General features: G+C 45.3%; 20 protein-coding genes. 15 read left to right on the forward strand and 5 right to left on the reverse strand.

Annotation, left to right across the window (positions count from 1 at the left end; translation table 11 throughout):
• Nucleotides 1-131: 131 nt before the first annotated feature.
• From IGJ01_RS00760 to IGJ01_RS00785, 6 genes are all read left to right on the forward strand, one after another.
• Complete coding sequence (locus IGJ01_RS00760; RefSeq protein WP_008376564.1) at nucleotides 132-1,883, forward strand: hypothetical protein; 1,752 nt, start codon at nucleotides 132-134, stop codon at nucleotides 1,881-1,883.
• A 166-nt stretch (nucleotides 1,884-2,049) separates the two neighbouring features.
• A complete protein-coding gene (locus IGJ01_RS00765; protein WP_016611594.1) occupies nucleotides 2,050-2,490 on the forward strand; it encodes a MarR family winged helix-turn-helix transcriptional regulator in 441 nt (146 codons plus the stop codon).
• On the forward strand, nucleotides 2,487-4,229 hold the full coding sequence (locus IGJ01_RS00770) for an ABC transporter ATP-binding protein (RefSeq protein WP_016611593.1): 1,743 nt from the start codon (nucleotides 2,487-2,489) through the stop codon (nucleotides 4,227-4,229). Before IGJ01_RS00765 ends, IGJ01_RS00770 begins: the two co-directional genes overlap by 4 nt.
• Nucleotides 4,195-5,961, forward strand: coding sequence for an ABC transporter ATP-binding protein (locus tag IGJ01_RS00775; protein ID WP_016611591.1), 1,767 nt, complete (start codon nucleotides 4,195-4,197; stop codon nucleotides 5,959-5,961). Before IGJ01_RS00770 ends, IGJ01_RS00775 begins: the two co-directional genes overlap by 35 nt.
• A 167-nt stretch (nucleotides 5,962-6,128) precedes the next feature.
• On the forward strand, nucleotides 6,129-7,565 hold the full coding sequence (locus tag IGJ01_RS00780) for a glycoside hydrolase family 1 protein (protein WP_008376556.1): 1,437 nt from the start codon (nucleotides 6,129-6,131) through the stop codon (nucleotides 7,563-7,565).
• 262 nt (nucleotides 7,566-7,827) lie between these two features.
• On the forward strand, nucleotides 7,828-10,290 hold the full coding sequence (locus IGJ01_RS00785) for a heavy metal translocating P-type ATPase (RefSeq protein WP_016619548.1): 2,463 nt from the start codon (nucleotides 7,828-7,830) through the stop codon (nucleotides 10,288-10,290).
• Nucleotides 10,291-10,363: 73 nt separating this feature from the next.
• On the opposite strand, the gene IGJ01_RS00790 is transcribed toward IGJ01_RS00785, so the two are convergent.
• Nucleotides 10,364-11,080: a GntR family transcriptional regulator gene (locus tag IGJ01_RS00790; protein WP_005226669.1), complete on the reverse strand. Its 717-nt coding sequence runs from the start codon at nucleotides 11,078-11,080 to the stop codon at nucleotides 10,364-10,366.
• A 108-nt stretch (nucleotides 11,081-11,188) separates the two neighbouring features.
• Nucleotides 11,189-12,460: a PTS cellobiose transporter subunit IIC gene (gene celB / locus IGJ01_RS00795; protein ID WP_005226670.1), complete on the reverse strand. Its 1,272-nt coding sequence runs from the start codon at nucleotides 12,458-12,460 to the stop codon at nucleotides 11,189-11,191.
• Between the two features lie 159 nt (nucleotides 12,461-12,619).
• On the opposite strand from celB, the gene IGJ01_RS00800 reads away from it, so the two are divergent.
• The 3 genes from IGJ01_RS00800 (at nucleotide 12,620) to IGJ01_RS00810 (ending at nucleotide 16,462) form a co-directional block, all read left to right on the forward strand.
• Entirely contained in the window at nucleotides 12,620-14,008 is a 1,389-nt protein-coding gene (locus tag IGJ01_RS00800) for a glycoside hydrolase family 1 protein (RefSeq protein ID WP_008376549.1), read from the forward strand.
• A gap of 246 nt (nucleotides 14,009-14,254) precedes the next feature.
• Nucleotides 14,255-15,535 carry a PTS sugar transporter subunit IIC gene (locus IGJ01_RS00805; RefSeq protein ID WP_005232725.1) on the forward strand — a complete coding sequence of 427 codons (1,281 nt, stop codon included), beginning with the start codon at nucleotides 14,255-14,257 and terminating at the stop codon, nucleotides 15,533-15,535.
• Nucleotides 15,536-15,721: 186 nt separating this feature from the next.
• A complete protein-coding gene (locus tag IGJ01_RS00810; protein ID WP_008376546.1) occupies nucleotides 15,722-16,462 on the forward strand; it encodes a GntR family transcriptional regulator in 741 nt (246 codons plus the stop codon).
• A 74-nt stretch (nucleotides 16,463-16,536) separates the two neighbouring features.
• Here IGJ01_RS00810 and uvrC read toward each other — a convergent pair whose 3' ends face one another.
• Together uvrC and IGJ01_RS00820 are read right to left on the reverse strand one after the other, a co-directional pair.
• Nucleotides 16,537-18,327, reverse strand: coding sequence for an excinuclease ABC subunit UvrC (uvrC, locus tag IGJ01_RS00815; protein WP_005232721.1), 1,791 nt, complete (start codon nucleotides 18,325-18,327; stop codon nucleotides 16,537-16,539).
• 232 nt (nucleotides 18,328-18,559) lie between these two features.
• Nucleotides 18,560-19,411: a LysR family transcriptional regulator gene (locus tag IGJ01_RS00820; RefSeq protein WP_016611586.1), complete on the reverse strand. Its 852-nt coding sequence runs from the start codon at nucleotides 19,409-19,411 to the stop codon at nucleotides 18,560-18,562.
• Between the two features lie 65 nt (nucleotides 19,412-19,476).
• Here IGJ01_RS00820 and IGJ01_RS00825 point away from each other — a divergent pair, with 65 nt between their 5' ends.
• Nucleotides 19,477-20,499 carry a YeiH family protein gene (locus IGJ01_RS00825; RefSeq protein WP_016619553.1) on the forward strand — a complete coding sequence of 341 codons (1,023 nt, stop codon included), beginning with the start codon at nucleotides 19,477-19,479 and terminating at the stop codon, nucleotides 20,497-20,499.
• Nucleotides 20,500-20,664: 165 nt separating this feature from the next.
• Here the strand turns inward: IGJ01_RS00825 and IGJ01_RS00830 are convergent, their stop codons facing one another.
• Entirely contained in the window at nucleotides 20,665-21,432 is a 768-nt protein-coding gene (locus IGJ01_RS00830; protein WP_005232717.1) for a DeoR/GlpR family DNA-binding transcription regulator, read from the reverse strand.
• 332 nt (nucleotides 21,433-21,764) lie between these two features.
• Here IGJ01_RS00830 and ulaG point away from each other — a divergent pair, with 332 nt between their 5' ends.
• The 5 genes from ulaG to IGJ01_RS00855 are packed head-to-tail and all read left to right on the forward strand — an operon-like array spanning nucleotide 21,765 to nucleotide 25,833.
• A complete protein-coding gene (gene ulaG, locus IGJ01_RS00835) occupies nucleotides 21,765-22,829 on the forward strand; it encodes an L-ascorbate 6-phosphate lactonase (protein WP_005232716.1) in 1,065 nt (354 codons plus the stop codon).
• A 47-nt stretch (nucleotides 22,830-22,876) separates the two neighbouring features.
• Nucleotides 22,877-23,350 carry a PTS sugar transporter subunit IIA gene (locus tag IGJ01_RS00840; protein ID WP_005232715.1) on the forward strand — a complete coding sequence of 158 codons (474 nt, stop codon included), beginning with the start codon at nucleotides 22,877-22,879 and terminating at the stop codon, nucleotides 23,348-23,350.
• Nucleotides 23,351-24,817: a PTS ascorbate transporter subunit IIC gene (locus tag IGJ01_RS00845; RefSeq protein ID WP_016611581.1), complete on the forward strand. Its 1,467-nt coding sequence runs from the start codon at nucleotides 23,351-23,353 to the stop codon at nucleotides 24,815-24,817.
• 23 nt (nucleotides 24,818-24,840) lie between these two features.
• A complete protein-coding gene (locus IGJ01_RS00850; protein ID WP_008376531.1) occupies nucleotides 24,841-25,134 on the forward strand; it encodes a PTS sugar transporter subunit IIB in 294 nt (97 codons plus the stop codon).
• Nucleotides 25,135-25,194: 60 nt separating this feature from the next.
• The gene (locus IGJ01_RS00855; protein ID WP_034872090.1) at nucleotides 25,195-25,833 is read left to right on the forward strand and encodes a 3-keto-L-gulonate-6-phosphate decarboxylase UlaD; all 639 of its coding nucleotides are present in this window, start codon (nucleotides 25,195-25,197) and stop codon (nucleotides 25,831-25,833) included.

The raw sequence follows: 25,833 nt of genomic DNA on the forward strand, positions 1-25,833 counted from the left end.
CCTAGAAAAGTTTAGTAATTGGTTAAATTTTTACCATGTATCCCTTTTCACTAAGCTTTCTTTTTCCCCTCCTCGTCCCTATCTGGTACTCTTTTTATGAGCGTACCGAAAAGGTGCAAGGAGGTTTTTTTTTGAAACAAAAAATAGTACAAAAGCCGCTTTTCTGGCAAGTGGTGATTCTGATTGCAATGAGTGGTGTTTTTTTATTACCGCAGATCTTAGGCCAAGGCATGATTTTGGGCTCTGATGTGGTCTTTCACTTCAATCGTTTTTATGAGACCAGCCAGCAGATCAAAGAGGGCAATTTTCAATATTTTCTTTCTATCTACGGGTTTCAGCAATCTGCTCGTATCGTCAATGCATTATACGGTCCCTTTTTTGCCTATTTCCAAGGTCTGCTGGTCTTGCTGAGTCCTTCGTGGTTTTCCTACCAACTGCTCGCCAATGGGCTGCTCTATCTGCTAGCAGGGTTTTCGATGTTTGGCTTATTAAAGAAACTACGAGTCAATGGCTGGCTGTCAGTGGGGATGAGCATCCTGTTTATGGCGACCTATTCTGTCCAGTATTGGATTGAGCGGCAGGGCTTTTCTGCTTGGGGAGCAGCCGTGTTACCGCTGTGTCTGATTCCACTGATCGCACTAGGGGAACATAAACGGTTGCGGCCTTTTGCGGTAGGGGTTTCCGTGGCGGTCTTATTTCAAATCCATGTGTTTTCAAGCATCTTGTTAGTGCTCTTATATGTGCCCTTTTTCTTACGCGCCTTTTTTGTTGGAACTTCCGGCGAAGAAAAACGACAATTGGTGCTGCGCTTAGCAGGAGCGATCGGGATTTTCTTGCTGCTGACCGCCAATATTTGGTTAGGGATGTTGGATCTCTATACGAGTAACACGTTGATCGCGCCTTTTGTGAATCGCAACATGCAGAACAATACCATTACTGGAACCAGCAGCTATTGGTGGACGACTCCGTACCTGCTGCCAATCTTATGTGCCTTGTTCTTTTGCGGTGCGATTCGTGTATGGCCTCGTCTATCCGGCGGCTTCAAATTAATGACAGCAGCTGCAGCGGTCTTTTTCGTTTTATCATCGAACGCTATTCCTTGGCAATGGCTAGGCAGTCTGGACAATGGTGTGATCAATTTACTACAATTCCCTTTTCGGTTCTTTGTTCCTGCCACGATTTTAATCTTAGTCGGTTTGTGCCTGCTGGTTCCTTATTATCGGGGCAAGCCATTGGCAAATCCGCGTTGGTTCGTCCTCGTTTTAGTTTTGAGTGTTGGTCAAATCCTGATCCAAAACACGGTCAAAATGCAGGACTGGCACTCCGATGAAGCGGCAGTTTCACTGCGAAACCACACCTATCTCTCGGCGGAATCTGAAGCGCAATTGAAGGAAGCCTATTTTAGTAAAGACAAGTCCTTAGCATTAGCGCTGTATCAACGTTCTACCCCAGATTATCTGCCCCTCTATCAAGAGACCAAGAAGAACAAGTACAATTTGTACGGGGAAGAAATCATTGAAAAAAATGATACCGTGGCAAAAACCGTAGAAAACGGGAAACTTACTTTACGTTGGCAAGGTGATCAAGAGGCGTGGAAGGCGTTACCGATCATCAATTACCGCTATACTGAATTGACCCTCAATCAGCAGCCACTAACTGAGAAAGATGTCTCTTTGAGTGCCATTGGTGCCGTTTCTGTCCAACAGCAAGCAGGGGAGAATGTCTTAGTCGTTGACTATGACGCACCTTGGTTTTTCGACGGAGCTTTATGGCTGACGATCATTTCTTGGATCGCTTTACTCATCGGCTTTATCAGCTGGAAAACAAGACAGCTGTATCGTCGTCGTAAGGTCGTACAAGCTTTATTGAAAGAATCTGAATAAAATGAATCAGAAAAGAACTTCAGCGAGAGGGCTGAAGTTCTTTTTTTGTTGATCAGCAACAGTGTACCTATTTTTTTCCGAGAGAAACAATAATCGTTGCGTGCGCAACGATTATTCCTTATAATAGATAAGACACTTTGAAGAACCAAGAAAGGCAGGAGTGCTCATGGAAGCCATTATCCGCTCAATCAATCATATTGCCCGTCTCGCCACCCTTTATCGGGAAAAAGAACTGAAAAAATTTGGTTTAGGTGGGATGCATCATACCTATATCTTAAACATTTGCCGTCAACCGGGGATCAGTCAAGAAGCCTTAGCCAAGAAGATTTTTGTTAATAAAAGCAATGTTGCCCGTCAACTAGCGATCTTAGAAGAACGAGGATTTGTCACTAGAACCAGCAGTCCCACCGACAAACGACAATTACTGGTTTATCCAACCGAAAAAGCACTTGTTGTCCAACCAAAGATCCAACAGCTGCTTCAAAGCTGGAATGAACAAGTCGTAGCAGGTTTTTCTGCTGCCCAACAGCAGCAGTTGATCGCTGATCTGGAAATCGTCAAAGAAAATTCCCAACGGCTTTTAGCGAAAGTTGAGGCGATGGAATGAATCTTTTGACTCAATATTTAAAACCCTATATCGGCCGCATTTCCCTTGGCGTCAGCATCAAATTCTTCGGGTCATTGATGGACTTGCTATTGCCTTGGATTTTGGCGTATATCATCGATTCTGTGATTCCCACGAAGCAAGTATCAGCAATTTTTGCTTGGGGCGGGGCGATGGTGGTCTGCTCCATCATCGCAGTTGTCACCAATATCATCGCCAATCGGATGGCCTCCAGTGTTGCTCGCGATACCACTGGTAGTATACGCCATGACTTATTTGAAAAAGTTTCCTATCTGTCGATTCCGCAAGTCGAAGAAGTCGGGATCCCTTCCTTGGTGTCTCGCTTGACGACAGACACTTACAACATCCATCAAACGATAGGGATGATCCAACGGATGGGGATTCGTGCCCCGATTCTGTTATTAGGGGGAATCATGATCACTGCTACATTAGATCCCGTTTTGACACTGGTCTTAGTAGGCGTCTTGCCCTTCACTTTAGTGGCAGCAGTCACCATCTCAAAACGGGGGATCCCCTTGTTTGCCTCATTGCAAAAGCAAGTGGATGTGTTGGTGCGGACTGTCCGAGAAAATGTAACTGGGGCTCGGGTGATCAAGGCCTTGTCTAAAGCAGATTACGAGAAAAAGCGCTTTGACCACGTCAATCAAGACGTAGTAGCTGCGGAAACCACTGCTAATCGAACCATGGCTGCGACACCACCCCTGATGGACCTATTTTTGAATATCGGACTGACGCTAGTGATCGTCGTCAGTGCCTTTCGCGTCAATCAAGGGTTGACCCAACCAGGGGTCATCATTGCCTTTTTGACCTATTTTACGATCATTTTGAATGCCATGCTCAGTATCACTCGCATCTTTGTAATCGTGTCGAAGGGGCTCGCTTCTGCCGATCGGATCCAATCCGTCTTGCGCCTGCCGCAAAATATGCAAGTCATTGAGGCGCCTGTCAAAGAAGAGTCGGCGCATATCGTTTTTGAAAAAGTTTCCTTCACTTATCCTAATGGCACTCGGGTGCTGAAAGACATCGATTTTTCCTTGCAGCCGGGAGAAACCTTAGGGATCATCGGTGCGACTGGTAGTGGAAAATCAACGATCGTCAAACTACTGCTGCGGCTCTATGACCCAACGAAGGGCATGATTCGCATCGCTGGTCGCGACATTCGCTCCATCGATCCGACGGAGCTGCATCAGTTATTCGGTGTCGTCTTACAAAAAGACGTGCTTTTTGCGGAAACGATCGAAGAAAATATCGCTTTTGGCCGGCGGTTTTCCAAAGAGCAGATCGAAGAAGCGGCGGCTCGCGCCCAAGCCAAGGAGTTTATCAATCAACTACCCATGCGCTTAGCTCATCCACTGCATGCCAAAGGCAGCAATTTAAGCGGCGGTCAAAAGCAGCGGGTCTTGTTATCGCGGGCATTGGCGGGGGATCCGGAAATTTTGATTTTGGATGATTCTGCCAGTGCGCTGGATTATCGGACCGACGCTCAGTTGCGCAAGGTCCTGAAACAGCAGTTTCAACAGACGACGACGGTCTTGATCGCGCAGCGGATCAGCTCGATCCAGCATGCCGACAAAATTTTGGTACTGGAAAATGGTCAAATGAACGGTTTTGGCAGTCACCAAGAATTACTAGCAGAAAATGCGATCTACCAAGCCATTTATCAAGGTCAGACAGGAGGTGCCGACGATGCCGAAGAAAAAAACGGAAAAACCCAAGGATAGCAAGAAAACACTCCGGCGTTTGTGGGGCTATCTCTACGAGTACAAAGGACTCCTGTTGGCAGCCGCTATTTTAATGATGGTCAGCAACATCTTCGCCTTGGTGGGCCCGTTGCTTTCCGGGTACGCCATTGATGCTATTCAACCGGGTCCCGGCAAGGTCATTTTTGAACGAGTCTTCTTTTATTGTGGGCTGATGCTCCTGTTTTATCTTGCGTCTTCCCTTCTTAGTTATCTGATTTCGCTCATGATGATCCGCTTGAGTCAGCGGGTGGTGGCAGCGATGCGCAAGGCGATTTTTGATAAAATCACCGAATTGCCAGTGGGGTATTTTGACCGGGTCGCCACTGGGGATATCATCAGCCGCATCAGTTATGACGTCGATACCATCAATACGTCATTGGCCAGCGATGCCATTCAAGTCCTCAGCAGTCTTGTGACGATCATTGGTTCGTTTGTGATGATGGTTTTGATTTCGCCGCTGCTGGTGCTGATTTTTGTCGTAACGGTTCCCGCTTCGATCTTTTTGACCCGCTTTTTGATGAGCAAATTTCAACCATTGTTTCGCCGTCGTTCCCGCAAATTAGGTGAGCTGAACGGCTTTGTGGAAGAGATTATTTCTGGTCAGCAAACGATCAAGCTGTATAACCAAGAAGAAGCGATCATCAGCCGTTTTGACGAAAAAAACCAAGAAGCGGTGGATGCCTATTACAATGCCGAGTACTACGGTAGTATGACTGGTCCTTCCATCAACTTTATCAACAATCTGTCGTTGTCCTTGATCAGTATGTTTGGCGCCTTGCTGTTTTTGTTCGGTCATCTGACATTAGGGAATGTTTCTTCCTTTGTTCTTTACTCCAGAAAATTCTCAGGACCAATCAATGAGTTAGCCAACATCTTCAGTGATTTGCAATCGGCATTGGCGGCGGCAGAACGGATCTTCCGTTTGCTGGATGAAGAACCGGAAGTTTCTGATGTTCCTGGAGCCTACGAATACCACGAGGTGTCTGGTGAGGTCGCCTTTGACCATGTGACCTTCGGCTATCAAGCACAGCAGCCCATCATCAAAGACCTTTCGCTGCAAGTACCAGCTGGCAGCTTGGTCGCGATCGTCGGACCAACCGGAGCCGGGAAAACCACCATCGTGAACCTCTTGATGCGGTTTTATGACCCTGACCAAGGAGCGATTCGGTTAGACGGCAAAAATATCCGCCAAGCGACACGCCGCAGCTTACGGCAAAGCTATGCGATGGTGCTGCAAGACACGTGGCTGTTCACGGGAACGATTTTTGAAAATTTGGCCTACGGCAAGGCGAATGCGACGATGGCAGAAGTCCAAGCTGCTGCACAAGCCGCCCATATCCATGACTTTATTATGAGCCTGCCAAAAGGCTATGATACTTTGATTTCTGAAGACGGGACCGGTATTTCACAAGGGCAAAAACAACTATTGACGATTGCGCGAGCAATGCTGTTAGATGCCGATCTGCTGATTCTTGATGAAGCCACATCAAATGTCGACACGCAAACGGAGCTGCTGATCCAAGCAGCGATGACCAAATTGATGAAAGGCAAAACCTCCTTTGTGATCGCCCATCGCTTGTCCACGATTCGACATGCCGACACGATCCTCGTGGTGGAACAGGGCAATATCGTAGAGCAAGGGACCCACGAAGAGTTAGTAGCCAAAGAGGGGCGTTATGCCTCACTCTATCAGGCACAATTTGACGCATGATCCATAGCTAGTCCGCATCCGTACAAGGAGTAACCCACTGCTTGCACGGATGTTTTTTGCGTGCCATCGGCTTTCTTGGCACAGGTAAAAAATCTTCTTATGACAAATCAGGCAATTATCGGTATACTTAAGAAAGGGGTATCATCAAACAGAAAGAAGGGAAACAATTGGATCATAAACAACTAAAAGAATTCCCCAACGATTTCTTATGGGGTTCAGCATCAGCAGCCTATCAAGTAGAGGGCGCATGGCAAGAAGACGGCAAAGGCGCTTCAGTTTGGGACGATTTTGTCCGCATTCCAGGCAAAACCTTTAAAGCAACGAACGGAGATGTCGCGGTCGACCATTACCACCGCTTCAAAGAAGATGTTGCCTTGATGAAAGAACAAGGATTGAAAACCTATCGTTTTTCCATTGCATGGACACGGATTTTTCCAGAAGGACGAGGAGAAGTCAATCAAGCAGGGTTAGACTTTTATTTAGCATTGATCGATGAGCTGATTAAAGCAGGGATCGAACCAATGGTGACCTTGTACCATTGGGATCTGCCACGTACGTTGCAAGAAGAATATGGCGGCTGGGAATCTCGCAAAATCATTGAAGATTTCACCAACTATGCGGCCGTATTATTTGAAGCCTTTCGCGGCAAAGTTCACTATTGGGTCAGCTTGAATGAACAAAATATCTTTACTTCTTTAGGCTATCTTTTAGCTGCCCATCCACCAGGAGTGACCGATCCTAAACGGATGTATGAAGTCAATCATATCGCTAACTTGGCAAATGCGTCGGTGATCAACAAGTTCCATGAGATGAAAATCCCAGGGAAAATCGGACCAAGTTTCGCCTACTCACCAAACTACCCAATCAACAGCGACCCGAAAAATATTTTGGCAGCTGAAAATGCCGAAGACTTGATGGCGCATTATTGGTTAGACGTCTATCTATGGGGCGAATACCCGATTGCCGCAATGAATTACTTGAAAGAGCAAGGGATCGCACCAACGATTGAACCAGGAGATATGGACTTGCTGCGTTCAGCAAAACCAGATTTCTTAGGGATCAACTATTACCAAACAGCAACGAATGCCTACAATCCATTAGATGGTGTCGGTGCCGGTAAAATGAACACCACTGGGAAAAAAGGTAGCTCCGAAGAAACCGGGACACCAGGAATGTTCAAAAAAGCTGAAAATCCATTTGTGGAACGGACGAATTGGGATTGGGAGATCGATCCTCAAGGGCTGCGGATCGCTTTACGCCGAATCACTAGCCGTTATCGGGTGCCTGTGATCATTACGGAAAACGGACTTGGTGAATACGATAAACTAACAGACGATCACCAAATCCATGACCAATACCGCATCGATTATTTAGCAGGGCATGTCCATGCCATCAAAGAAGCGATCAGCGACGGCGCGGAAGTTCTTGGCTATTGCACCTGGTCCTTCACTGATTTGCTAAGCTGGTTGAACGGCTACCAAAAACGCTATGGCTTTGTCTATGTCGACCAAGATGAAACCCAAGAAGGGTCACTGGCACGCTACAAGAAAGACAGCTTCTACTGGTATCAAGAGCTGATCAAAACCAACGGGCAAGAGTGCTAGCCTCCTAAAGCCAATACCTGAATAAGCGAAACGACCCCTGCAACGGCAGTGATCGTTTCTTAGAAAAAAGTACGTTCCACCTGTAGCGACCGCCCAAAGGTAGACCAAAAGTCTCGCTTTTTGGGCCGCTTCAAAGGAGAACGTCCTTTTTTTGAGTATTATCGTTGACAAGTGTAAACGATAATTGTAAAGTAGAAGAAGATTACAACTGTAAACACAAAAGGTGAATGGGTTTGCATAGCAAGCAAGGAGGAAGGAAACAATGATCGAAAAGAATTATGGGGTAAAAGGGATGACCTGTGCGTCTTGTTCCCAGACAGTCGAAAAAACAGTCAGCAAGCTGGCGGGGGTCGACCAAGCAGCTGTCAATTTGGCTACTGAAAAATTACATATTCGTTATGATGAGCAGCAGCTCACCGAAGAAACACTCGCTGAGGCCATCAAAGCAGCGGGCTATCAACTGATCGGCTCTCAAAGACAAGAGACCTTTGCCATCTCGGGCATGACCTGTGCGTCTTGTGCCCAAACAGTAGAAAAAGCTGTCCAAAAATTAGCGGGTGTGGAGCAAGCCTCCGTCAATCTGGCGACAGAAAAACTGACGGTCAGCTATCAACAAGACCAAGTGTCCGCCGCGAAGATCGCAGCTGCCGTGAAAGAGGCGGGCTATGACGCACAGCTGCCGACCGCTTCTGCCGACAAGGCGGATTCAAAACAGGCAGAGATTCGTGCTTTATGGCAACGGTTTTGGCTTTCGGCGCTCTTTACGATCCCCTTGTTCTATTTGACGATGGGGGAAATGATCGGTTTGCCGATCCCTGGCTTTTTAGATCCAATGGCCTATCCAGTCAATTTCGTTACCACTCAATTGATTTTAGTCTTACCGGTGATGGTCCTCGGTCGCGCCTTTTACATTGCTGGTTTCAAAGCGCTTTGGAAAGGCCATCCTAACATGGATTCCCTCGTCGCATTGGGAACCAGTGCTGCCTTCTTTTATAGTATTTATGGGACCGTGATGGTCTACCTGGGCACGACCCACTATGCGATGCACTTGTACTATGAAACGGCCGCCGTTATTTTGGCATTAGTGACCTTAGGAAAATACCTTGAGTCGGTCTCAAAGGGCAAAACCTCCGAAGCCATCAAGAAGTTGTTGGATCTCGCACCGAAAAAAGCCCGCGTGCTTCGCGGCAGCGGGAATCAAGCCGAAGAAGTCGAAGTGGGTATTGAAGAAGTCGCAGCCGGCGATATCTTAGTCGTACGACCTGGTGAAAAGATTCCTGTGGATGGGATCGTTACCCAAGGACGCTCTGCCATCGATGAATCAATGATCACCGGAGAAAGCTTACCTATCGAAAAACAAGTCGGTGATCGGGTGATCGGCGCTAGTATCAACAAAAATGGCTCGTTTCAATACGAAGCCACCAATGTGGGAGAAGATTCAACGTTAGCGCAAATCATTCAGTTAGTAGAAAATGCCCAAGGCTCCAAAGCGCCGATTGCCCGCATGGCAGATAAAGTTTCGGGTGTGTTTGTCCCGATTGTCATGGTCTTGGCGGTTTTTGCAGGACTTGCCTGGTTTTTCTTAGGACAAGAAACCTGGATCTTCTCATTGACCATTACGATCTCTGTATTAGTGATTGCTTGTCCGTGTGCCTTAGGATTAGCGACACCGACCGCCATCATGGTGGGTGCGGGCAAAGGGGCAGAAAATGGCGTCTTGATCAAAAGCGGCGATGCGTTAGAAACAGCTAGAAACGTGACGACGATCGTCTTTGATAAAACCGGCACGATCACAGAAGGCAAACCAGTCGTAACCGATCTCCTGCCTGCCGGCAACCACACGCCGACGGAATTGCTGCAGCTGGCGGCTTCTGTTGAAAAAGGCTCAGAACATCCATTAGGCGAAGCCATTGTGATCGAAGCCCGCACGCAAGCCCTCGCCCTGCAAGAAGTTGACGGGTTTGAAGCGATTCCGGGGCATGGGATTCAAGGCACGATTGCTGGCAGTCCAGTCCTATTAGGCAACCAGAAATGGCTGGAAAAACAAAACGTTGCCATCGATGGCCTGATCGAGCAAGCCCAACAATTGGCTCACGAAGGGAAAACACCGATGTATGTTGCCAAAGACGGCGAAGCGATCGGGATCATCGCTGTGGCAGATACTATCAAAGAAAGCAGTCGAAAAGCCATTGAACGTCTGCATCAAATGGGCTTGTACGTAGCAATGATCACTGGCGACAATGCTCGGACAGCCCAAGCCATCGCCAAACAAGTCGGTATCGATGAAGTAATCAGTGACGTCTTGCCAGAAGATAAAGCCGCCAAAGTAGCCGGCCTGCAAGCCAAAGGCCAAAAGGTTGCGATGGTAGGTGACGGGATCAATGATGCGCCGGCGTTAGCCCAAGCCGATGTAGGGATCGCGATTGGCTCTGGTACCGATGTCGCCATCGAATCGGCAGACATCGTACTGATGCGCAGCGATCTGATGGACGTCCCATCAGCGATCGAGTTAAGTCGGGCAACCATCAAAAACATCAAAGAAAATCTTTTCTGGGCTTTTGCTTATAACGTCTTAGGCATTCCTGTCGCAATGGGTGTGTTGCATCTTTTCGGCGGCCCCTTGCTCAATCCAATGATCGCCGGGGCGGCCATGAGCTTCAGCTCGGTATCCGTTTTATTAAATGCCTTGCGGCTGAAACGATTCCAACCCTCAGCAAAAAAATAAACGAAGCAACGAATGCAACAACAAAAAGACCTGCCCACGGTTTCTGATGGAAGAAAACCGTGGATAGGTCTTTTTAGTGCTGGACATCTAAATAAGAGTAGGCCCGCACGTCATAACGGTTGCGACTACGGGAAAATTCGATGGGTGAGCCATTTTTCTGATAGACGATCTGTTCAATCTCTAAGACCGGATCATCGGCTTTACAGTCCAAATACTGTTGATCGTACGCGGTACTTTTATCAGCGGCGATGGTGCGGTAGGCCCCAGCAAACTGGACCCCTAGTTCCTCTTTGACATAACGATAGATAGAACTTTCTAAATGGCCACGAGTTAAATTGGGCACCAAATGGACCGGCATATAGGTATATTCTAAAATAAACGGCTGGTCTTCAAGAATCCGCAAGCGGACAATACTATAGATCGGCTGTTCTTCCGTCAACATCAACTTTTCTTGGATCGTTTGGTCAGGAAATTCGACTTGAAAATCGATGACCTGACTGACTAGCTTGCGGCCAGCTTTGCCCATTTCTGTTGACAAGCCTTCATAGACCGTTAAAGCAGTGGTGTCTTTTTTTAAGAATGGGTGGTTCAATATTTTTGTTCCAGCGCCCCGCTGAGAATAAACCAGTCCTTCCATGGCTAAAATACCGATGGCTTTTTTGACGGTCATCCGGCTGACTCCGAATTCTTCGACTAAATCAGTTTGATTCGGCAGTAAGCTGTCAGGCGGATACGTTTTGTTTTTGATACGTGTGCGTAAAATATTGGCAATTTCTTGGTATTTTGGCATCTGATCACCTCGCAAGAAGTATAGCTGAAAAAAGCGGTTTCGACAATCAAACCTTGGTTTTTTTATAAAAAGAACGGCTGACTGAAAAAATTCAGCCAGCCGTTGCGCTTAATCGATCGATGGTTCTGCTTGGCGATCTAAAACACGTAAGAATGGATACCAGATTAAGCCGACGATCACCACGTCAATGACTTGCAGCAAACCACCTAACCAAGAGTTGGTTGCTAAGACACCACTGAAGACCACTGGAACGGTCCAAGGAACAGAAACACCAGTTGGTGCAGGAACAAGTCCAGCCGCCATCACTAAGTAGTTGAAGGTCGTTACCACAAGAGGTGCCACGACCCAAGGAATCAGGATTGTCGCATTCAAGACGATCGGCATACCGAAGATTGCTGGTTCGTTGACGTTAAAGATCCCTGGTGCTAAAGCCAAGCGACCCACATCGCGGTATTGTTTTTTCTTCAATACGAAAGCCATCAAGATAACAACGGCTAACGTCATACCAGAACCGCCTAATCCAACAGTAAAGGTTTCCATAAATGGTTTTGTGACGATATGCGGCAGTGCATCCCCATTTTGATACGCTTCTAAGTTGTCTAACATCAATGTATTCCAAATCGGGTCCATCACAGAGTTGACGATGATTTGACCATGTAGACCGAAGAACCAAAGGAATTGAACAAAGAACAAAGCCAATAGAGTTGCTGGCAAGCTGCTGCCTAGTCCAGTCAATGGTTTTTGGATCAATTCATAAACCAGGTCATGCAAGTTGGCATTGAAGACACCCGTCATGATGGCATTGATCACTAAGAATACCGTTAAGGTGATAATTGCTGGAATCAAAGCGGCAAAAGATTTAGAAACTGCTGGTGGTACCCCATCAGGCATTTTGATCTGCCAGCCGCGTTTTGTGATGCGGCAATAGATTTCAGCTGCCAAAAATGCTGCGATCATCCCGATAAACATCCCTTTTGCGCCAAGACGATCAAGAGACAGCACGCCGGAGATCGTTTCGCCAGATTCAGTAGTCATAAAGAAAGGAGTTAAGATCAAAAAGCTGGCAAAAGAAACGGCGCCGCCAAAAATCCCTTCCACATCATATGATTTTGATAAATAATAGCCGATACCGAAAGTAACGAAAACAGTCATGATACTCATTGTTGCATTTTGCCCATTGCCAAACAGCGTTCCTAATGTTCCTTTAGTGGCATCACTGAAGAAGGGCAGGTTGTTTAAAACGACCACGATCGATCCAAACATAGTGATTGGGAACGAAAGCATAAACGCGTCCCGCAAGACGGTCAGGTAGCGATTTTGTCCTAAGGCATTCGCCAAGGGCAAAATCTTTTCAGATAACTTATCCATAAAACCATTCATTATTAGTTCACTCCTTAAATTTCTTTTTGCAATCGATTACATTGATAATGTATCATGTTTTATTTTAAATGTCTATACATTTATTTTAAAAAAGATTGATTTTTGTAACTGCTTCCTTTATGATTAGGGCAGCAAAGAAAAAATGAGGAGTGAATGAAGATGGATTATCAATTTCCAGCAGGCTTTTGGTGGGGGTCAGCCGCTAGTGGCCCACAAACAGAAGGTGTATTTGAAGGTGATGGCAAAGGGGCAAGCATCTGGGATTACTGGTATCAGCAAGAACCAGAGAAATTTTTCAATAGGGTAGGTCCTGAAAAAACCTCGCAAGTCTACACACGCTATCAAGAAGATATTCAACTCATGAAAGAAACCGGCCATACGACGTTTCGGACGTCGATCCAATGGAGTCGTCTTTTCCCGCAGGGCAAAGGAGAAGTCAATCAAAAAGCCGTTGATTTTTACAATGCCTACATTGATGAGTTGATCGCCAACGGGATCGAACCTTTCATGAATTTATACCACTTCGATATGCCAATGGCGCTGCAAGAAAAAGGCGGCTGGTTGAACCGAGAGACCGTGGATGCCTATGTCGCGTTTGCGCAAACCTGCTTTACGTTATTTGGTGATCGTGTCAAGAAATGGTTCACTCATAATGAACCGATCGTCCCTGTTGAAGGCGGCTATCTTTACCAATTCCATTATCCGAATGAGATCAACATGAAACATGCAGTCCAAGTTGGGTTCCACGAAACGTTGGCGAGTGCTAAAGCCATCAAAGTCTACCATGAGATGAACCTTGGTGGGGAGATCGGCATCATCTTGAACTTGACGCCAAGCTATCCAAGAGATGAGAACGATCCAGAGGATGTCAAAGCAGCGCAAATCGCAGATGCCTTCTTTAATCGCTCTTTCTTAGACCCTGCGGTCAAAGGCACGTTCCCAGAAGAATTAGTGACCATCGTCAAGGAATTAGATATGGTACCAGCGATGGAAGCTGATGATTTACAAACAATTCGCGAAAATACGATCGACTTGTTGGGGATCAATTATTACCAACCTCGTCGTATCATGAAGAAAGAATCACCGATCGATCAAGCGAAAAGTCCAATGCCAGATGATTACTTTGATAACTATGATATGCCGAACAAGAAAATGAACCCGTATCGTGGATGGGAAATCTATGAAAAAGGGATCTATGATATTTTGACAAACACGCGAGAAAACTATGGCAATATCAAGTGCTACATTTCTGAAAATGGCATGGGTGTCGAAGGAGAAGAACGTTTCGTCAATGCTAATGGCGTGATCGAAGATGATTACCGCATCGAGTTTGTCTCTGACCACTTGAAGTATGTCCACCAAGCGATCCAAGAAGGAACCAATTGTGTTGGCTACCATATGTGGACCTGCATGGACAACTGGTCATGGACCAATGCTTACAAGAACCGTTACGGATTTATCTCCGTTGACTTAGCAAATGATGCTAAACGAACAGTGAAAAAATCAGGTCGTTGGTTTAAAGAAGTTTCAGATAATAACGGCTTTTAATAACAATGAAAAAAGCAATGCTGTAGGGGCCAGCATTGCTTTTTTTGTGTAAAATCGCGGATTTTTCTGTCTTGTTCCGAAGGGAATTCTCTATTAAAAAACCACCTGTTTTTGCAAATGATAAGCTGGGTTAAACAAAAGCGCAGTTTTGATAAAGAAAAGACTAGACATGGAAACGTTCTCGTGGTATTCTTTAGTAGAAATCGGTTTCATTATTTTGTTTAGGGTTTGAAAGGAGAAAAAACAATGGATAAATTTATTGGATTTATGGAGAAGCACTTTATTCCGATCGCTTCTAAAATAGGCTCTCAAAGACATCTAGTGGCCATTCGTGACGGATTTATCGTAACGATGCCGTTGATGATCTTAGGCTCTTTTGGGGTATTGATCAACAACTTACCAATTCCTGCCTATATTGATTTTATGAATGGCATTTTTGGTGAAGGGACATGGCAAGCCTTTGGGAACAACTTGTCAGCAGGTACTTTTTCAATACTTGGTCTGTTAATCGCTTTCACAGTCGCGTATAATTTAGCTAAAAGCTACAATCAAGACGCATTAGGTGCTGGGGCGATCTCAGTTGCAAGTTTCTTCGCATTAGGTGCAATGGCGACAGGCCCAGATGGTTTGTTAACAGCTGCCGGACTTGGTTCTCAAGGATTATTTTTAGCATTAATCGTATCGATCATTTCTACTGAGATCTTCCGTCGTCTAGCTGGCAACCCACGCTTAGTCATCAACATGCCTGATGGCGTACCACCAGCAGTCTCACGTTCATTTGCTGCGTTATTCCCAGCAATGATCACCGTATCGATCTTTGCTTTGTTTACAGCAATTTTCCAAGCATTTGGTGTGACAAGTATCGTATTGTCCTTCTATGAATTGGTGCAACAACCATTCATGGGCTTGGCAAACTCTTACCCAGCTGCTTTGCTATTAGGTTTTATCTCTGCATTCTTATGGTTCTTTGGTTTGCATGGTGCCAACATCATCGACCCGTTCATGCAAACGATCAATGTGCCAGCGATCGAAGCAAACGCACGAGCATTAGAAGCAGGAACAGATTTGCCTTATATCGTCAACAAACCATTCTTTGATTCTTTCGTGAACATCGGCGGAACAGGCGCGACACTAGGTCTTCTGATTGCGATCTTTTTAGTTGCTCGTCATCATAAAGCGTATATGACTGTCGCAAAACTATCCGTTGCACCAGGTGTGTTCATGATCAATGAACCAGTGATGTTTGGGTTACCCGTTGTCTTGAACCCAATCTTGTTCATCCCATATGTGTTGACACCACTTGTTTTAGTCACGACTGCTTATTTTGCAACTGCAACTGGCTTAGTTCCTGCAAGTACCGTCATCGCACCATGGACGACGCCACCAATCATCGGCGGTATTTTGTCGACACAAAGTATTGCTGGCGGAATCTTGGCAGCTGTTAACTTGATCTTGTCGATCGTTATTTACTTGCCGTTCGTGAAAATGGCGCAAATTCAAGAAACACGCCGTTTAAAAAATGCGTAATGTCTGATCGAGTCGATTAGAAACAAGCGCCAAACGTAATAGACCTTATCCGGCCGCGATCAGAGTGCAATACCCCTTATCACACTGCTTCATTGGAAGGTGCAGTGGTGTGATGACACTCTTTTCGTTTGGCCGGTTCTTTTCTCGTTTTTCAATCAATACAACACACGTTTTGGAGGTGGCAAAATGCCCAAATATATGGAGATCGCAGATGTTCTGCGTAAAAGAATCAAGGACGGAACTTATCCGAAAGACAGTCTTTTACCTTATCAAACAGAGTTAGTGGAAGAGTTTGGCGTCAGCCGAATGACGATTAAAAATGCGGTGAATATCCTGATTATGGAAGGCTTGCTGCTGACAAAGCGCGGCTTAGGGACCAAAGTTTTGAATCATTCCTTTTGGGGCAAAGATACCTCATCGGTGACAGAATACAAAGGCCTGAGCTATCAGATGAAACAAGAAAAACGGACGTTGACTAGCCAAGTCATCACCTTTGAAGTCTGTTTTCCTACAACAAGAATTCAAGAGATGCTTCAGATCACTGCCGAACAACCAATCTACCATGTGATCCGTTTGCGGATCTTAGAAGGCAATCCATACATACTCGAGCATTCCTATATGCCGTTGGATCTGGTCAGCGGTTTGACGAAAGAGATCTTGGAAGAATCCGTCTATGACTATCTGTTGCAAGATTTAGGCTACAAATTTGCTGGTGCTTATCGGACTTTTCAGGCTGCCAAAAGTGATGAATACGATCAAACCTATTTAGCGTGCCAAGCAGATGATCCAGTATTGGAATTAGAACAGATCATCTATTTAGAATCGGGACGTCCAGTGGACTATTCCTGCAGCCGCAATCGGTATGATGTTCGTGGCTATTCCATGTTAGACATGAAGCCTGATCTGTTACAGCACCGCAAAAAGTAACGGCTTACAAAATGGTTCTTCAACGAAAAAACGCTTCATAGCTACTGTTGGCTATGGAGCGTTTTTGTTTTGACTTAAGAAGTGGGTTGGTTTTGATCGCCTAGTTTGGCTAAGATAGTTTCCGCAACGGCTTTGGGAATACCAGCTTGCTGGATCTCTTCCACGGAAGCTGCTTGGATGTTTTTTAACGACTTGAAGGTTTTCATGAGCTGTTGCTTGCGTTTTGGTCCTAAGCCAGGAATTTCATCTAGCTTGGAAGAAAAGCTGTTTTTACTGCGCAGTTGGCGATGGAAGGTGATCGCAAAACGATGGACCTCATCTTGGATCCGTTGCAGCAAAAAGAATTCGACAGAATTGCGTTCCAGCTGGATCGGATCTAAAAATTCTCCGAAAATCAACTCGCTGGTTTTGTGTTTGTTGTTCTTCACTAATCCGGCAACGGGAATATCTAAACCTAGCTGGTTATGCAGCACTTCTTGGGCGGCACCGACTTGGGCTTTCCCACCATCGATGATGATCAGATCAGGAAAAGGCAGGTTTTCTTTTAGGACACGAGAGTATCGGCGGTAGATGACTTCTTGCATAGAGCCATAATCATCGCCGCCTTGTGCGGTACGAATCTTATATTTCCGATAATCATCTTTAAACGGCTTCCCGTCGACAAAAACCACCATTGCAGAAACCGGATCGGTTCCCATGATGTGGGAGTTATCGAAGGCTTCAATCCGATAAGGTGTCGGGATCCCCATGGCATCGCCTAGACGATCCACAGCACCGATCGTCCGTTCTTCAGTACGCTCGATCAACGCAAATTTTTGGGCCAAGGCAATGCGGGCATTTTTATTGGCCAAATCGACCAATTTCTTTTTGTCGCCTCGTTGGGGCTGCAGGACTTTGGTTTCCAACAGCGCTTCTAATGGGGCAGCATCGACATTTTGCGGAACAAAGACTTCTTTGGGAATGAAGTGTTCATTCTTTTGGTAAAACTGGCCGACGAAGGTCAAGAAATCTTCATCCGCTTCATTGTAGAAAGGAAACAAAGAGACTTCTCGTTCGATCAGCTTTCCTTGACGGATAAAGAATACTTGGACACACATCCAGCCTTTGTCGACACTGTAGCCAAAGACATCACGGTCCATCAGGTCGGTCAAGGTCATTTTTTGTCGCGTCATGACGGTATCGATCGCTTGGATCTGATCCCGCAGCTCAGCCGCTCGCTCAAACTCTAATGTTTCAATGGCTTCGCCCATCTTCTCTTTCAGATCTTTCAAAATATCGACGTGACCGCCGTGGAAAAAGTGTTTGACTTGATCCACGATCTTTTGATAATCCTTGGGGTCTACATTATTGACATAAGGACAGACGCATTGACCCAAATGATAATAAAGACAAGGCCGCTTTTGAGAAGGACCGCATTTTCGTAAAGGAAAGAGGCGATCTAGCACCCGTTTGGTTTCATTGGCTGCTCGTGCATCAGGATAAGGGCCGAAGTATAAAGCCCCGTCTTTTAAAACTTTACGAGTGATGATCAAACGCGGATAGCGCTCTTTGGTCACTTTAATAAAAGGATACGACTTGTCGTCCTTTAACATGATATTGTATTTTGGTTTGTTTTTTTGAATCAAATTGATTTCCAGCAATAAAGCTTCCGTATTTGATTCGGTAACGACGTACTCAAAATCATTGATTTCTTGAACGAGCCGTTCGGTTTTCGTATCGTGGCTGCCGGTAAAATACGAACGGACACGATTTTTTAAAATTTTGGCTTTCCCAACATAGATGATTTTGTTATTTTTATCTTTCATTAAATAACAACCAGGTTGATCAGGAAGCAGCGCTAATTTGTTCTTGATTTGTTCGTTCATTTCAAGATCCTTTCTTACTGGTTTGCTTCACGAACTGCATAAGTAGTCAAAGGGCGGTCTAAGTTTCCCTCAAAAAGGGGAACGTTAGAGCCCATAGCCAGTACTCCTCATTTTAGCACAAATTTCTTAAGAAACAATCAATCGGACCAGATCAGCAGCGAGGAAGCGTAATCGTAAGAAAAGGTTAAGAAATCCCACGAGGCGGTGGTTCCCCCAAAAAATCAGTTTGTTATTATACGCTTGCCACCTGTGAGGGATCGTTTTGCGACCACTCCTGAATGAAGGTCCGCAATCCCTCGATGGCTGGTTCTGTGACTACTTTGCGCTGGATTAAGTAAAATTGGCGCTCAAAGTTTTTATCCAGCAGTTGATAGCCAATGCCGTGGGAGGCTCGCTTGGAAAGGATCGAACAGCCGAAGCCTTGTTTCAGCAAAGCGACAATCAATTCATTGCTGGCGATCTCGATGATCGGTCCTTGAATGTTCTGTTCCTCCAGATAGCGCTTAGTGTAATAGTAGACACCAGAACTCGCTTCTCGGACGAGCCAAGGACCGGTTTGGGGATCGCCAGCTAAGACGAGCTGATCTTTCAAAATCGGAAAACGCAAAATACTCGGTGCGGATAAGGGTTTTTCAATGATCCCTAAATCCAGTTGATGTTGTTCAAGCGCTGTTAAGACTTCAGCGGAGTTCATCATCGATACCCGAAAACGTACCGTGGGAAAGGCGTTGTATAAAGCAATCATCAAGTTAGGCATCAAGGCCATCGCATAGGTATGAGAGATGCCTAGGGCACAGTGGCTTTGGTGCTGCGTGTTGGTATGGATCTCGCTGGTGATCGTCGACCACTCATCCAATAAATTCAGTGCCTTTTCGTAAAGGTACTCTGCTTGGGGTGTGGCGATCACGTTTTTGCGACCATTGCGTAAAAAGAGCGGTGTATCCAGGTCTTGTTCCAACTGCTTGATTTGAGCAGAAACCGTGGGCTGCGAAATAAATAGCAATTCGGCAGCTTTCGAAAAATTTTTCGTTTCATAGACCATCTTAAAAGTCTCCAATAATTTTAACATTGCAATCCCTTCCATTAGAAAATTCAATCATAACTATTATACCAATAAATCCTACTGATCGGTCAATCTGTGTATAATGGATGTTATATGAAAGGATGAAAGCAATGAAGCAACGACAAACAGCTTTGATACTTCCCGGTTTGTTCCTGTCCTTTTCGGTAGCCGTCATCGCCCGAATCATGGCTTTGGCTGTGCCAAAATTAGGGGGAGCAACCCTTGCTATTTTATTAGGAATCATTTTAGGAAATACACTGTTCAAGCAAGAACGCTATCAAGTCGGGACGAAGGTTGCGGAAAGTCGTCTCCTAGAATATTCGGTGGTTTTGCTGGGCTTTACCGTCACTTTCCAGACTATCAGTGAAATGGGTCTTCGGGGCTTTCTCTTTATTTTGCTGATGATGAGCTTGGTCATTACCGCTGCTTATTTGATAGGGAAAAAAATGGGCTTTAATCAAAAGATGAGCCTGATGATGGCAGGCGGCAATGCTGTCTGTGGGTCCTCTGCGATTGCGGCGATCGCACCAGCCATTGATGCCGATGATGAAGAAAAAGGGCAGATCATCACCTTGGTCAATCTTTTAGGAACGGTGATGATGCTGACGCTGCCGTTTTTAGGCTTGGCCTTATACGGCGATGATCTATTGCAAAAAAGCGCCTTACTTGGCGGCACACTGCAATCCGTCGGGCAAGTCGTGGCGGGGGCTAGTTTGATTGATGCCGACACCGTCAAATACGCGATGCTCTTTAAAATCGCGCGCATCATCATGTTGGCAGTCGTCGTCATTGTTTTTGAACGAATGACGACAAAGACCCCCACCAAAACCAAAGGCAAAGGTAAGCTACGGCTGCCAATCCCTTGGTATGTGTTGGGCTTCTTGACCATCTGTATCTTGAACAGCTTCTTGCCGCTGCCTAGCTGGTTGAATGAGGGTGCTCATTTTATCAGTACGTGGTTTGAAACAACGGCGTTGGCAGCCATCGGTTTGCGCCTGGATTTCCGCAAGTTTTTAAAAGAAGGACCGCGCTTTTTATTCTATGGTCTTTCCGTTGGAGCCGTCCAAACCGTGGGTGCTGTTGCGTTGATTTGGTTGCTGCGGCTCTAATTCACACGAGGCACATCCCATAAAGCACGTTTGAAGCGTACGATTGTTTAACGAAAAAAGCCACGACGGTTGATCGAAGGGCACGCTTTGCTGTTTCTGTTGGAAGAGGCAGCAAGGCGTGGCTTTTCAGATCAACTGTCGGGCTTTTTTTAGCGACAAAGATGGTTAGACGGGAACTTGGATGACTTGAACACCTTGTTGCTCAATCAAGTCGATGACTTTGGGATCAGAATAATGGTCGGTGATCAGCAGATCGATAGCCGCAATTGCGCCAATCGTAAAATTGGATTGCTTACCGATTTTTCGATAATCCGCGATAACGATCAACTTGCCAGAATTTTCGATGATTTTCGCATTGACTTTGGCTTCGTGGATCACTGAAGTGGAAATGCCGGTCTGTAAATCTAACCCACTACAACCAATGATCGTAACATCAGAACGAACATGAGAAAACGACTCCACGGCGATATCCCCTGACAAGGCCGCTTTAGGATAGCGTATTTCGCCGCCACTTAAAACGATCGTTGATTTTGGATGGTGTTCCATTTGGATCACACTTGTATTGTTCGTCAACAAACTGATTCGTTTGTCTGTGAGATGGCGCAACGTTTGAGCGGCGCTAGTACTCGTATTGACGAAAAGGGTATCGCCATCTTTTACTTGGCGAGCCGCTTCTTTGGCTAGTCGATCTTTGATGTACTCGATCGAGTCGGTGGGATGCGCTTCATCTTCATAAGCTTCACAGTATTCGATTTTTCCGTGGGTTTGTTTGATCTGACCCATCTCACTCAGTACGGTACAGTCTCTGCGGATCGTCATCTCTGATACTCCCAACTGATGACTGAGGGTCTTCACATCAGAAAAACCAGATGTTTTTATCAGATCGATCAATTGTTTTCTCCTTTGCCTCACTTCTTCATTGGAACGTTTCACGATACTTCCTCCTTACATGCGCTTTATTCTATTCTTGTCTTTCATCGTTTATCCAGATTGCGATTGCCTTTGCATAGCAAAAACCTTCTCGCCTCATTCTCGCAAGTTCAAGTGATGATCCCACACCACTTGTTGAGAAGCAACGATGTGTTTGTTGTTTCTTCTTTCGAACTCATTTTAACATATCCCCTATACATTACCATATATATTAAATAATCACATTTATTTATGGGTTAATTAACATATAATAAGCTAAATTAACATAAAACTAGATTGAAAGCGTTTTTCTATATGTTAGAATCAAAGTGTAAATAAGCAAGGGAGGAATAAGAATGGCACATGTAAATGATGTTTCGAAAGAGAGTTGGCTTTTAAATACGTTTCCAGAATGGGGGACCTATTTGAACGAAGAGATTGAAAATGAGCTTGTGAAAGAAGGCACAGTTTCCATGTGGTGGCTAGGCTGTACGGGTATTTGGCTGAAGAGTGCGGAAGGAACCAATATTTTATGCGACCTTTGGTGTGGCACTGGCAAGCGCAGTCATGGGAATGGGCAAATGAAAAAAGGCCATCAAATGATGCGAATGAGTGGTGTACAAGAAATGCAGCCTAACCTACGGACTCAGCCCTTTGTGATCGATCCATTTGCAATCAAAGGAGTGGATGCGTTAGTGGTGACCCACATCCATTCCGATCATTTAGACATCAATACCGCAGCCGCAGTCCATCAAAATTGTCCAGAAGCAAAATTCGTCGGTCCCCATGAAGTCGTTGCAACTTGGTTGAAATGGGGAATACCAGAAGAAAAAACCATCGTGGTCAAACCGGGGGATGAAGTGACTATTGGGCAGGTGAAAATCGTCGCTTTAGAAGCATTCGATCGAACCGCTCTGATTACTTGTGAAGATCCGGATACCAGCTTGAAAGGAAAAATGCCACAGGACATGGATCGTATCGCAGTCAATTACTTGTTTGAGACTTCCGGTGGGGCGATTTATCATGCAGGAGATTCTCATTATTCGAATGTATTTGCTAAACATGGGAATCAGTACAAGATCGATGTTTGCTTAGGTGCATATGGCGAAAACCCGCGGGGCATCACCGACAAAGTTACATCAGTCGATATGTTGCGGATGGCCGAATCCCTCAATGCCAAAGTGGTGATTCCCGTACATTATGATATCTGGTCCAATTTTATGGCTGATCCAAAAGAGATCACCGAGATTTGGAAGTTTAAAAAAGATCGTTTGAACTATGAGTTTAAACCGTATATTTGGCAAGTTGGCGGCAAATTCACCTACCCAACGAATAAAGATGATCTTGAATTTAATTTCTATCGTGGCTTCAAAGATGTTTTTTCGGTCGACAATGATACGCCATTCCCTTCTTTCTTATAAAAGAAGGGGGGATGCTGCAAAAGCCAAATTTGAAAGGAGCAAACGTAATGCTGCGTTATTTTTATGAAAATGAGTTGGTTGCAATCAACCATGAACAGCCCGAAGACTGGGAAGCTGCTATCTGGGCGAGTGGCGAAGGATTAAAGCAAAAGGCGTTGATTACGGATCAGTACATTGAAGATGTCATTCGGGATGTCCATCAATACGGTCCTTATATTGTGATCATTCCCAAAGTAGCCATGCCCCATTCTTCAGCAGAAAGCAAAGGCGTCTTAGGAACAGGGATCGGGCTGACGATTTTTCCAGCGCCCGTCTCGTTTCAGGAAGATAATCCGGACAAGGAGGCGCAGTTGTTCTTTATGCTCGCTGCCAAAAACGCTGAAGCACATATGAACAATATCGCTGGTTTATCAGAGATGTTGATGGAAGAGGGGCTGGTAGAAGATCTATTAGGTGTAAAAACGATGGCAGATTTTGAAATGGTGATGGAGAAATATGACCAAAAAGAAAGCAGGGATTAGATGGAAGTGGTAGGAGATTTCTTATTGAGATGCTGGGATTACTTTGCTCAGAATATTTTGATGCAGCCAGCTTTTTTGATCGGTTTTATTGTACTGATCGGTTACTTACTATTGAAACGGCCGTTTGTTGAATGTGTCGCAGGTTTCTTAAAAGCCACCGTTGGTTACTTGATTTTGACGATTGGCTCTGGTGGATTGGTCAATAATTTCCGTCCGATCTTGGTGGGGCTTAAGGAGCGTTTTGAATTAGATGCGATGGTCACTGACCCGTATTTTGGTCAAAATGCGATCACCGCCGGCATTGAAGAACGATTCGGACGCACCTTTGGTGACACGATGCTCTTATTATTGATTGCCTTTGTTTTTAATATCTTACTCGTTCGCTTTAAAAAATATACGAAGCTGCGGGCCGTCTTTACTACTGGAAATGTGCAAGTACAGCAAGCCGCAACGGCCTTTTGGTTACTGCTATTTTGTTTTCCAGACTTGGGTCGGATCGAAGTCTTACTTGTCATGGGCTTGATCTTAGGCTGCTATTGGGCGGTTGGTTCCAATTTGACCGTGGGCATCTGTCAAGATTTGACGGAAGGTGCTGGTTTTGCGATTGCCCATCAACAGATGTTTGGTGTTTATTTCTTTGCGAGACTTGCGGAACGGTTCAAAAAGAACAAATCCAATCGGAAATTAGAAGATGTCGAACTACCGGGTTTTTTATCGGTCTTCAATGAAAATATGGTATCGACTTCGATCCTGATGCTCTTTTTCTTCGGTATCATTTTAGTGACACTTGGACAAGATTATTTAATAACAGCAGGATTTATGGCAGAAGGACAAAGTTTCTTATTTTATATTTTACAAACATCACTGATGTTTGCCGTCTACTTAGCAATTCTTCAATTAGGTGTGCGCACCTTCGTTTCCGAATTGACCGAGTCATTTCAAGGAATCTCAAATACGATTTTACCAGGTGCTGTTCCGGGGATCGATATCGCGGCAACCTTTGCCTTTGGTTCACCAAATGCTGTGACGGTGGGCTTTTTATTCGGTGCATTAGGACAATTTTTAATGATTGCTTTACTGATTTTGTTCCGGTCACCAACGATCGTGATTGCCGGGTTTATCCCACTGTTCTTTGATAATGCAGCGATTGCCGTTTTTGCCAACAACCGTGGAGGTATCAAGGCGGCTTGTCTTTTCCCATTCTTATCAGGCATCATTCAGATCGGTGGTTCGGCCTTGATCGCTACTTGGGTAGGATTGTCCCAATATGGCGGCTATCTTGGTATGTTCGACTGGGCGACCGTCTGGCCATTCTTTACAGTATTGATGAAATTCTTAGGCATCATTGGTGTGGTTCTTGTGGTGGTGATCTTATTAGTGATTCCGCAATTGCAGTACCGCAGAGATCCAGAAGGATATTTCTTGATCGTAGATGATTACGATGCGTATGTAGAAAAACAAAAATAATGAATTCTTAGGAGGAAAAAACGATGAGAGTATTAGTATCTTGTGCAAATGGATCAGGAACAAGTTTGATGATGATGCGGAGTGTTGAAAAAGCTTTGAAGTCTGAAGGGATCACAATCACCTCTATCCACCACTGCGCGATTTCTGAAGGCAAAAGCACCGCCAAGAATTACGATGTGGTCTTTACGCCAATGAACTTTGTCAATATGTTCGATAAAGCAAAAGAAAAGGGCGTAACAGTAATCGGGGTCAGAAATGTGATGTCTCCAAAAGAAATCATTGAGCGGGTCAGAGAAGCGGGTCTTTCAAAGGAGTAGTCAGCGTAACAGGATGTGGCAAAACAAAAAGGTTGGTCAAACAAAAGAGAGGGGAATTTCATGAGCAGACCAAAACTACAGATTGCTTGCGATCACTCCGATTTAGCTAGTGCACTGGCAGATATCAAAAAAGTCGGCGATGTGGTTGATATTATTGAAGCAGGGACTATTTTATTGTTGCAAGAAGGAGAACAGGTATTACGCTGTTTCCGAGCAATGTATCCGGAGAAGTTGATCGTAGCAGACACAAAATGTGCCGATGCCGGTGGGACGGTCGCCAAAAACTGCCAGCAAGCTGGCGCGGATTATATGACCGTGATTTGTGCAGCAACGATCCCAACAATGAAGGCAGCGGCAAAAGAAATTGCTGAGATCCAAGTAGAATTATATGGTGACTGGACCTACCAGCAAGCACAGCAGTGGCTAGATGCCGGCATCTCACAAGCCATCTATCATCAAAGTCGTGACGCATTGTTAGCTGGTGAAACATGGGGAGAAAAAGATTTAACGAAAGTCCGTAAATTGATCGATATGGGGTTTCGAGTGTCCGTCACGGGAGGATTGAGCGTCGAGACGTTGGCTCTGTTTGCTGGCATTGATGTGTATACCTTTATCACAGGACGAGGCATCACTGCCGCTGACGATCCGCAACAAGCAGCAGTTGATTTCAAGCAAGAGATTTTACGGATTTGGGGGTAG

This window comes from Enterococcus sp. AZ089 (assembly GCF_050547225.1).
In the GTDB taxonomy this organism is placed as follows: Bacteria; Bacillota; Bacilli; order Lactobacillales; family Enterococcaceae; genus Enterococcus_D; species Enterococcus_D entomosocium.

What these genes read in the sequence shown, in the direction of transcription:
- IGJ01_RS00800 (WP_008376549.1), top strand. Translation starts at nt 12,620, where the DNA reads ATGGATTATCAATTTCCAGCAGGCTTTTGGTGGGGGTCAGCCGCTAGT.
- IGJ01_RS00790 (WP_005226669.1), bottom strand. Translation starts at nt 11,080, where the DNA reads ATGCCAAAATACCAAGAAATTGCCAATATTTTACGCACACGTATCAAA.
- IGJ01_RS00845 (WP_016611581.1), top strand. Translation starts at nt 23,351, where the DNA reads ATGGAAGTGGTAGGAGATTTCTTATTGAGATGCTGGGATTACTTTGCT.
- IGJ01_RS00785 (WP_016619548.1), top strand. Translation starts at nt 7,828, where the DNA reads ATGATCGAAAAGAATTATGGGGTAAAAGGGATGACCTGTGCGTCTTGT.
- IGJ01_RS00855 (WP_034872090.1), top strand. Translation starts at nt 25,195, where the DNA reads ATGAGCAGACCAAAACTACAGATTGCTTGCGATCACTCCGATTTAGCT.
- uvrC (WP_005232721.1), bottom strand. Translation starts at nt 18,327, where the DNA reads ATGAACGAACAAATCAAGAACAAATTAGCGCTGCTTCCTGATCAACCT.
- IGJ01_RS00770 (WP_016611593.1), top strand. Translation starts at nt 2,487, where the DNA reads ATGAATCTTTTGACTCAATATTTAAAACCCTATATCGGCCGCATTTCC.
- IGJ01_RS00810 (WP_008376546.1), top strand. Translation starts at nt 15,722, where the DNA reads ATGCCCAAATATATGGAGATCGCAGATGTTCTGCGTAAAAGAATCAAG.
- IGJ01_RS00820 (WP_016611586.1), bottom strand. Translation starts at nt 19,411, where the DNA reads ATGGAAGGGATTGCAATGTTAAAATTATTGGAGACTTTTAAGATGGTC.
- celB (WP_005226670.1), bottom strand. Translation starts at nt 12,460, where the DNA reads ATGAATGGTTTTATGGATAAGTTATCTGAAAAGATTTTGCCCTTGGCG.
- ulaG (WP_005232716.1), top strand. Translation starts at nt 21,765, where the DNA reads ATGGCACATGTAAATGATGTTTCGAAAGAGAGTTGGCTTTTAAATACG.
- IGJ01_RS00850 (WP_008376531.1), top strand. Translation starts at nt 24,841, where the DNA reads ATGAGAGTATTAGTATCTTGTGCAAATGGATCAGGAACAAGTTTGATG.
- IGJ01_RS00825 (WP_016619553.1), top strand. Translation starts at nt 19,477, where the DNA reads ATGTTATATGAAAGGATGAAAGCAATGAAGCAACGACAAACAGCTTTG.
- IGJ01_RS00805 (WP_005232725.1), top strand. Translation starts at nt 14,255, where the DNA reads ATGGATAAATTTATTGGATTTATGGAGAAGCACTTTATTCCGATCGCT.
- IGJ01_RS00840 (WP_005232715.1), top strand. Translation starts at nt 22,877, where the DNA reads ATGCTGCGTTATTTTTATGAAAATGAGTTGGTTGCAATCAACCATGAA.
- IGJ01_RS00765 (WP_016611594.1), top strand. Translation starts at nt 2,050, where the DNA reads ATGGAAGCCATTATCCGCTCAATCAATCATATTGCCCGTCTCGCCACC.
- IGJ01_RS00775 (WP_016611591.1), top strand. Translation starts at nt 4,195, where the DNA reads ATGCCGAAGAAAAAAACGGAAAAACCCAAGGATAGCAAGAAAACACTC.